Here is an 8,280-nt window from a genome sequence, read left to right on the forward strand (position 1 = left end):
GACCTGCCCGCCGCGCCCGCCGACCGCGCCATGGCCCTCGCCGCGCTCGCCGACTGGCAGGTGCTCGGCGACCTCCCGGACGACCCGGCCGCCGCCGACCGCTCCTGCGTGCTCACCGTCGACAGCGAACTCGCGCGCGCCGTCCCGGCCGTCCCGCCCGCCCTCGCCGACGACGCCGCCGACCTCGTCCGCCGCGCCGCCGACGCCGAACCCGCCACCGCCGTGCGCCGCCTGCTCGCCGAGACGCCCGCCGTCCTCGCCGCCGACCTCCCCGGCGACCAGCGCGCCTGGCTGCGCGACCACCGGCTCAGCGGCCCCGCCGCGCTCGGCGAATTCCTCGGCCTGGAAGCCGAGTTGAGGTCGGAAGGAGTCGCCCTGCTGGACCCGGCCGACGAACTGACCGACCTCGCCCTGCCCGGCGCCGGCACCCTGCCGCAGGCCGCCCTGCTGCTCGTCGAGCGCCTCGTCGAGGAGGTCCGCCCGCTGCCCGGCGACCCGGCCGACGGCGACGTGCCGATCCCCGATGCCCTGATAGACGGCGTCCTCGGCGACATCGCCGACGAGTACGGCCTCCCGGCCGGCTGGCGCCGCGACTACCTCGCCGACCGCACCGCACTGCGCCGCGACGCCCTCGACCTCCTGCACCGCCTGGGCCTGGTCACCCCCGCCCCGCGCGCCACCCGGCCCCCGGCGTGGCTCCTGCGCCCCCCGGCCGCCCGCTACGCCCCCGCCCTGGACCTGCGCCCCTCCCCGGGCACGGGCCGCCACTCCCGCCGGGACGACGACGGGTAACACCCTTCCGAAGCCCGTCCCGGGCCAGTGCCCGGCCGGGGCATGCGTTCGGCCGAGGCATGCGTTCGGCGCTGAGGCATCCGTTCGGCCCCGACATGCGAAAGCACCGCGTCCGTGGGGGACGGCGGTGCCGGTGGATCCGGTGGGGCGGCTGGGCTACTTGCCGGCCGTGGCGGTCGTCGTCACGGTGTCGTGCCGGACGGTCTCCACGGTCGCGCCGACGCCGAAGGTGCCGAGGGCGATGGAGGCGAGGACGGCGGCGCAGGCGAGCAGGCGGCGGTGGCGCTGGGGGAGCGGGAAGCGCGGTTCCTGGTAGGTCGCCGAAGGGAAGGCGTTCATGTCAGGGAGGCTGTCAGGGCGGAATGAACGGTCGGTACGCACGGGTGAAGTCCGGACGGGGGTTGGGCGACGGCCTGGGCGAATCTGCCCCACCCTGTCTCGGGTGGGGCGTTGTGGCTGGTCAGGCGGGTGGTGTGCGGTCGCGGCGACCCGCGTCGGCGAGGGCCTCGCCGACCGCGACGCGGACCGCGTCCCGCAGCCCGTGGGCGGGGTGGAAGCGGGACGGCCCGGCGGCCGGGTCCTCCCGCAGCTCCTTCACGAGGGACACGCAGAGCAGCAGCATCACGACGACGAACGGCAGCGCGACGAGGATCGTCGCGTTCTGCAGGGCGGTGAGCCCGCCGGCGAGCAGCAGGGCGGCGGCGACCCCGCCCATCAGCACGCCCCACACCACGACGAGCCACGTGTGCGGGTGCAGCGAGCCCCGGCTGGACAGTGAGCCGAGGACGAGCGAGGCGGAGTCGGCGCTCGTGATGAAGAAGGTCATCACGAGCAGCACCGCGACGACGCTGGTCACCGATCCGAGCGGCAGCGAGCGCAGCATCTCGAACAGCGAGGCCTCGGCGCCCTGGGGGATCGTGGCGACGAGGTCGGCGGTGCGGGTGGTGACCAGGCGGATCGCGGTGCCGCCCATGACGCAGAACCAGATGACGGTGGCGCCGCTGGGCACGAGCAGCACGCCGAGGAGGAACTGGCGGATGGTCCGGCCGCGGGAGATGCGGGCGATGAAGGTGCCGACGAACGGCGCCCAGGACAGCCACCAGGCCCAGTAGAAGATCGTCCAGGAGCCGAGCCAGCTCTCGTCGGTGAAGGCACCGGTCTGGGTGGACATCCCGAGCAGGTCGGACAGGTACCCGCCGACGGTGGACGGGACGGAGTCGAGGACGAACACCGAGGGGCCGAAGACGAACACGAAGAGCATGATCAGCGAGGCCAGCACGACGTTCGCCGTGGAGAGCCACTTGACGCCCTTGTGGACGCCGGAGAACGCGGAGAGCACGAACGCGGCGGTCAGGGAGCCGATGATGACCATCTGGGCGTTCTGGGTGTTGCGGACGGAGGAGATGTAGCCGAGCCCGTCGGCCACCTGGAGGGCGCCGAGGCCGAGGCTGGTCGCCGAGCCGAAGACGGTGGCGAACACGGCGAGCAGGTCGATCGCCCGGCCCGGCCAGCCGTCCGCGCCGCGCTGCCCGATCAGTGGGACGAAGGCGGAGGAGATGCGGTTGCCCCGGCCCTTGCGGAACGTCGTGTAGGCGAGCGCGAGGCCGCCGACGGCGTAGATCGCCCACGGGTGCAGGGTCCAGTGGAACAGCGAGAACTCCATGGCCTGCTGGGCCGCGGCGGCGCTCTGCGGTTCGAGCCCGGAGCCGGGCTGCGGGGCGGCGAACAGCTGCAGCGGCTCGCCGACGCCGTAGAACATGAGGCCGATGCCCATGCCGGCGCTGAACATCATCGCGACCCAGGCGAGGGTGGAGAACTCGGGCTCGTCGCCGTCGCGGCCGAGCCGGATGCGGCCGAAGCGGCTGAAGGCCAGCAGGACGGTCAGGGCGAGGAAGACGTCGGCGGCGACGACGAACAGCCAGCCGAAGTTGTGCAGGACCCAGCCGAGCGCGGTCTTGGACGTCCGGCCGAGGGAGTCCTCGGCGAAGATGCCCCAGGCGACCACCGCCAGGACCAGGACGGCGCCGACCCCGAACACCACCCGGTCGGCGGGGAGCGTCTCGGCGGGGTCGTCCGGGCCCTTGGGGCGGGGCTCGGACTGCGGCGGCTGGCTGCTCATCGGGCGTGCCTCTCGTGCTGTGCGGGGCGGAGCCGGGTGGTGGCGATATGGCGGGGACTCGGCTGCGTATCGCACTATGTCCAGTTCGCACCGCGAGGGCGGGGAGGGCGCGCCGGGGAGGCGGCGGGAGGGGACTTACGTCCCGTCACCGCCGCTCCCGTGGCAGGTCAGGCCGCGTACTCGTGGGTTGGGGCGTGCGCGGTGGAGAGGTAGCGGGCGAGGGCCCGGCGGCTGCGGGTCAGCTCGTCGATGCGCGAGTCGAGGTCGGCGAGTTCGCCGCGCAGCGTGGCGAGCAGGTCCGGGCAGGCCTCCAGGGCGGGGATCGGGCCGGTGGCGCACGGGAGGATCTCGGCGATGACGCGGGTGGACAGGCCGGCCGCGAGCAGGCTGCGGATCTGCCGGACCCGGACGGTGTCGGCCTCGGCGTACTCGCGGTAGCCGGCCGCCGAGCGGGCCGGTTCGAGGAGGCCCTGCTCCTCGTAGTAGCGGAGCAGGCGGGTGGACACCCCGGTCAGGCGGGACACTTCTCCGATGCGCATGACCGGGCGAACGTCCCGTCAGTCGGGCGTGTTCCCCATCGTGCCGTCGGCTTCAAGCGCCCGTGGCGTCCAGTTCCTTGAGGAAGTCGAGCACCACGGACCGCAGTTCGGGCAGCCGCTCGACCATGGGGAGGTGGCCGGAAGGGAGTTCGGCGAGGCGGGCGCCGGGGATGCCGTCGGCGAGGGCGCGGTGCTGGCCCGGCGGCACGAGCTGGTCCTCGGTGGTGCTGACGACCAGGGCGGGCACCGCTATCGCGGCGAGCTCGGCGCGCACGTCGGCCCGGCCGGCCAGCCGGAACTGCTGCCGGAAGCCCTGTGGGACGGCGGAGCCGAGCGAGTCCCGGAGGAACGTGAGGTCGTCGGCGGGGAGCGCGTCGACCCACGTCCCGCCGAGCACGACGGTCAGCAACAGGCGGGCGAGGTCGGCCGGGCGGTCGGCGAGGTCGACGGCGAGGTCGGCGAGCAGCCGCAGCCGCGCCGAGCCGCCGGCCACGCCCGCGAGGAGCAGCAGCGAGCGGACCCGCCCGGGGTGGCGGGTGGCGGCCCGGACGGCGACGGCGGCGCCGAGCGAGTAGCCGGCCAGGTCGAAGGTGTCGAGGCCCTCCTCGGTCGCGGTCGCCACGAGCCGGTCGGCGAGGTCGTCGAGGGTGGGCTCGCCGGGCTCGTACGGGGTGTCGCCGGAGCCGGGGTAGTCGGGGGCGACGACGGTGCGGTGGGCGGCGAGGTCGGCGAGCAGCGGGCCCCAGTTGTCCCGGGCGCTGCCGCCGGCGCCGTGGGCGAGCAGCAGGCCGGGGCCGGTGCCGCGGACCGTGCGGGCGAGCGGGGGGAAGGGGGTGGACGCCATCGGGGGTGCTCCTGTCGGTGGGTGCGGGCGGTGGCTCGTCCGTACGGTAGGTGTTCACACCGGTGAGAAGGTCAAGCCGGTGGCCGTCGTACCGGTGGCCGTCTTACCGGCGGCCCGGGGGCGGCCGTACGATCCGGAATGTGACGGATCGGTGGTACACGGTGGCTTCCGTCCGGAGGGAAGGAGTCCGCTCATGGCCGATGACGTCCATGGGCCGGTCCATGAACCGGTGCACGGGCCGGTGCACGTGCCGGAACCTGAGGCGGTTCACGTGCCCGGGATCGTCAAGCCGTTGCCCGCGGCGTGGTTCGTGCCGCACGACACCAACGCCGAGATGCGCTGGGACGCGCTGCGCGACGCGGACGGCGGTGCGGCGATCGGCCTGCACGTTCCGGTGGAACGGTTCTTCGTTCGCAACCACACCCGCACCCCGCTGATCGACCCCGGCACGTGGCGGCTGCGGCTGTTCGGCACCGGCCTGCGCGGCGCCCCGTCCGCGGACCGGCCGGTCGAGTTCTCCCTCGACGACCTCAAGGCCCTGCCCCGCACCCGGATCGACGCCCTGATCGAGTGCGCCGGCAACGGCCGCAGCTACTACGCGAGCCGCCAGCACCAGCGCGTCCCGGGCACGCCGTGGGCGCTCGGCGGCATCGGCTCGGCGAGCTGGTACGGCGTCCGGCTCGCCGACGTGCTGCGCGAGGCCGGGCTGGGCCCCGCCGCGGTCGACCTGCTGCCGGCCGGCCTCGACCCGCACTACGTCGTCGGCGGCACCGACTACGGCCCGGTGCGCCGTCCGCTGCCGGTCGCCAAGGCGCTGGACGACGTCCTGCTCGCCTACGGGATGAACGGCGAGCCGCTGACGCCCGACCACGGCGCGCCGGCCCGTCTGGTGGTGCCGGGCTGGGTGGGCATCGCCTCGATCAAGTGGCTCGGCTCGATCGAGGTGGCCGACCGGCCGCTGTCCTCGCCCTGGAACACCGACTTCTACCGGATGTTCGGCCCCGGCCACCCGCCCGGCGGCGGCGCGCCGCTGACCGCGCAGGTGCCGAAGTGCGCCTTCGAGCTCGCCGAGGGCGCCGTGCTGGCGGCCGGCCGCACTCACCGGCTGCACGGCCGCGCGTGGTCCGGCGAGGCCGCGGTGCACCGGGTCGAGGTGAGCGACGACGGCGGCCGGACGTGGCGCAGCGCCGAACTGCACGACGAGCCGCGCGCCCACGAGTGGACGCGCTGGAGCATCGACTGGCGCCCCGGGCGGCCCGGCCGCTACGAGCTGTGCGCCCGCGCGACGGACCGCCGGGGCGGCACGCAGCCGCGCTCGGCGGAGTTCAACCGGGAGGGCTACCTGTTCGGCGCGGTGGTGGCCCACCCGGTGACGGTGGCCGCGCCCCCGGCGCCCGCCGGGGACCGGGCCTAGGCCGTCGTCTGCACGGCGGTGGCCTGCACCGCCGTGGCCGGGACGGTCGCGGTCTGGACGGCCGTGGTCTGCACCGCGGTCTGGACCTCGTAGGGCGCCGGGTAGGGCGTCTCGTACGGGTTCAGGACCAGCCGCACGACGTCCTCCAGGCGCCGGCGGGCGTCCCCGAGGGTCGTGCGGCCGGTCACCCACGCGGTCAGCTCGCCCTGCCAGGCGTGGCCCACGATGTGCCGCACGAGGTCGCTCGCGGCGCCCGGCACCTCGCCCATCAGCGCCTGGAGCGCGGCGCTGTCGGCCCTGGCCATGCCCTGCAGCGCCTCGCTGGCGAAGGGGTCCGTGGACGCGGCGACGGCCACCCGCAGCCGCGCCAGCTCGGGCTGCCGCTGGTAGGCGCGCATCCCCCCGCGGACGAACCGCACCGCCCGGTCCGTCGCCCCCAGCCCGGCGCGGGGCCCGCGCAGCTCGGCCACCAGGTCGGCCAGCAGCAGGCGGTGCCACTCGGCGATCGCCGCCGCCAGGAGGTGGTCCTTGGAGGAGAAGTAGCGGTACGCCGTCCCCAGGGCGACTCCGGACCGTTCGCAGACCTGTTTCATCTGCAGTCGCTCGACGCCGATCTCGTTCACCAGGGCGAGCGCCGCCGCGATCAGGCTTTCGCGGCGTTCGAGCTGACGCGGAGACATCGCCTCCACCGGCCGTGGTGACAGGTCAACCTTGGTCACCCGCACCATGATACGGGCCGGGGCCGCTCAGGAGTATGACGCCGACCGGCCTCCGTCCGTTCGCCGGGCGGCCACCGCCGTGCCGGGCGGGGCCGCGGCCGGTCGCGGAGCGGTGCGGGGAAGGGGCCGGTTCAGCGCCGTTCCCGGATCAGCGCCTCCTGTACGGCCGAGGCGACGAGCAGCCCGTCCCGGTCGTAGAACTCGCCGAGCGACAGGCCCCGGCCGTCCGAGGAGGAGGGGCTGCGCTGGGCGAACAGCAGCCACTCGTCGGCCCGGAACGGGCGGTGGAACCACATCGCGTGGTCCAGCGAGGCCATCAGCAGCCGGGGCGGCTCGATGCGCCGGAAGAAGTTCGGCTGTACCTGCAGTCCGGCGGTGGACGCGAGAGTGAGGTCGGACAGGTAGGTGAGCGCGCAGGTGTGCAGGAGCGGGTCGCCGTCCGGCAGCGGGGAGCCGGTGCGCAGCCAGACGAACTGCTGCGGCATCCCCGGGACGGCCTCCGGCAGGCCGGGCGCGTCGTCCGGGACGAAGCGCAGTTCGAGCTCGCGGAAGCCCTCGGTGCGGGCGAGGGCCTCGCGGGCGGCCGGTTCCCAGAGCGAGAAGGCGTCCGGCAGGCCGTCGGGGCCGGGCACCGGCGGCATCGGGCGGTGGCGGTCGGTGGCGGGCTCGGGGCGCTTGAAGGACGCGGAGAGGGTGAAGATCGCGTTCCCGTTCTGCACCGCCGTGACGCGGCGGGTGGTGTACGACATGCCGTCGCGGACCCGGTCGACCTCGTAGCGGATCGGCTCGGTCGGGTCGCCGGGCAGCAGGAAGTAGCTGTGCAGCGAGTGCACCGCGCGGTCGCCGTCGCAGGTGCGCCCGGCGGCGGTCAGCGCCTGCGCGGCGACCTGTCCGCCGAACGCGCGCATGGGCGCCCCGGCGTGGCAGCAGCCCCGGAACGTGTTCTCGTCCAGCCGCTCGATCTCCAGCAGCGCGGCGAAGGAGCGGGCCGGGGCGGCGGCGCGTCTTGCCTGTTCGGTCACGTCGGTCACGGGCCCATAGTGGCAGAAGCCAACCGTGCGGCGGTGTGACGTGGGTAACCATCCGGGGGGTGAAAGCCGTGTAGAACCTGTTTCAGTCCCGGGCGTGGGTGAGGAATTGTCAGTGCCCTCACCTAGCGTGTTCGGCATGACGCAATCCGCACACGCGTACGCCTATCTGCGACCCTCCGCTGTCCGCGATGCCGTCCCCGATGCTGCCCCCGGTGCCGCCCCCGGTGTCGTCCTCGGTTCAGATGCCGCGGGTGCCGGCCGGCGGCTCGACCTGGCCACCTCGGGCGGCGCCACGCCGCTCGGCGCGGCGGCCAACCCGCGGTTCTTCGCGGGCTTCCTCGCCGACCCGGCGCCGGCCGCCGCCGCGCTGCTCGCCGTCGCGGACGTCGCCGCCGCCCGCTACTACCAGCCGCAGCTGCGCGCCTCGCTCGACCCGGTGGTCACCGCCAACGGGGACCGGCTGCGCTTCGAGTCCTTCTCCGGCTGCTGCGGCGTCTACGCCCGCCTCGACGTGCTCGAAGCCGCACTGGACGGCGACGACATCGGCCACGGCACCACCAACGTGGACGTCAACAACCCGCTGCGCGAGGCCCTCACCCGGATAGGCCCGGCCGAGCCGCTGCACCTCGCCGTCGGGCCCGACGCGCTGGAGGTCACCACCTTCGACGGGCCGGTGGTCGAGAAGAAGGTGCCGCTGCCCGCGCGCTGGCTGCGCGGCTTCGCGGAGACGCAGGTCACCGCCGCCGGCTTCGACCTGCGGGCCGAGCTGCCCGCCGCCGAGGCGGTCCGCTTCCTGCGCTCGCTGCCGCGCGGCGGGCGCAG

General features: G+C 74.8%; 8 protein-coding genes and 1 pseudogene. 3 read left to right on the forward strand and 6 right to left on the reverse strand.

Going from position 1 to position 8,280, the window contains the following annotated elements; translation table 11 throughout:
* On the forward strand, positions 1-792 hold a 792-nt coding region (locus tag AB0O00_RS23505; protein WP_363654810.1), incomplete at its 5' end, for a DUF2398 family protein.
* Positions 793-948: 156 nt separating this feature from the next.
* On the opposite strand, the gene AB0O00_RS23510 is transcribed toward AB0O00_RS23505, so the two are convergent.
* From AB0O00_RS23510 to AB0O00_RS23525, 4 genes are all read right to left on the reverse strand, one after another.
* Positions 949-1,131 (reverse strand): hypothetical protein, encoded by a 183-nt coding sequence (locus AB0O00_RS23510; RefSeq protein ID WP_363654812.1) that lies wholly within the window; start codon positions 1,129-1,131, stop codon positions 949-951.
* Between the two features lie 121 nt (positions 1,132-1,252).
* Positions 1,253-2,911 (reverse strand): BCCT family transporter, encoded by a 1,659-nt coding sequence (locus AB0O00_RS23515; RefSeq protein ID WP_363654814.1) that lies wholly within the window; start codon positions 2,909-2,911, stop codon positions 1,253-1,255.
* A 167-nt stretch (positions 2,912-3,078) separates the two neighbouring features.
* Positions 3,079-3,450 (reverse strand): MerR family transcriptional regulator, encoded by a 372-nt coding sequence (locus AB0O00_RS23520; protein ID WP_363654816.1) that lies wholly within the window; start codon positions 3,448-3,450, stop codon positions 3,079-3,081.
* 52 nt (positions 3,451-3,502) lie between these two features.
* Positions 3,503-4,294 carry an alpha/beta fold hydrolase gene (locus AB0O00_RS23525; protein ID WP_363654818.1) on the reverse strand — a complete coding sequence of 264 codons (792 nt, stop codon included), beginning with the start codon at positions 4,292-4,294 and terminating at the stop codon, positions 3,503-3,505.
* Positions 4,295-4,487: 193 nt separating this feature from the next.
* On the opposite strand from AB0O00_RS23525, the gene AB0O00_RS23530 reads away from it, so the two are divergent.
* Positions 4,488-5,708 (forward strand): sulfite oxidase, encoded by a 1,221-nt coding sequence (locus AB0O00_RS23530; RefSeq protein ID WP_363654820.1) that lies wholly within the window; start codon positions 4,488-4,490, stop codon positions 5,706-5,708.
* On the opposite strand, the gene AB0O00_RS23535 is transcribed toward AB0O00_RS23530, so the two are convergent.
* Together AB0O00_RS23535 and AB0O00_RS23540 are read right to left on the reverse strand one after the other, a co-directional pair.
* Positions 5,705-6,427 carry a TetR/AcrR family transcriptional regulator gene (locus AB0O00_RS23535; RefSeq protein WP_363654822.1) on the reverse strand — a complete coding sequence of 241 codons (723 nt, stop codon included), beginning with the start codon at positions 6,425-6,427 and terminating at the stop codon, positions 5,705-5,707. The two genes, AB0O00_RS23530 and AB0O00_RS23535, sit on opposite strands and share 4 nt — an antisense overlap.
* Positions 6,428-6,558: 131 nt before the next feature.
* The gene (locus AB0O00_RS23540) at positions 6,559-7,458 is read right to left on the reverse strand and encodes an acyl-CoA thioesterase II (RefSeq protein ID WP_363654824.1); all 900 of its coding nucleotides are present in this window, start codon (positions 7,456-7,458) and stop codon (positions 6,559-6,561) included.
* A gap of 136 nt (positions 7,459-7,594) precedes the next feature.
* Here AB0O00_RS23540 and AB0O00_RS23545 point away from each other — a divergent pair.
* Positions 7,595-8,280: pseudogene (locus AB0O00_RS23545) on the forward strand (SWIM zinc finger family protein); the annotation flags it as partial.

Origin of the sequence: Kitasatospora sp. NPDC093558 (assembly GCF_040683475.1) — a bacterium.
In the GTDB taxonomy this organism is placed as follows: Bacteria; Actinomycetota; Actinomycetes; order Streptomycetales; family Streptomycetaceae; genus Kitasatospora.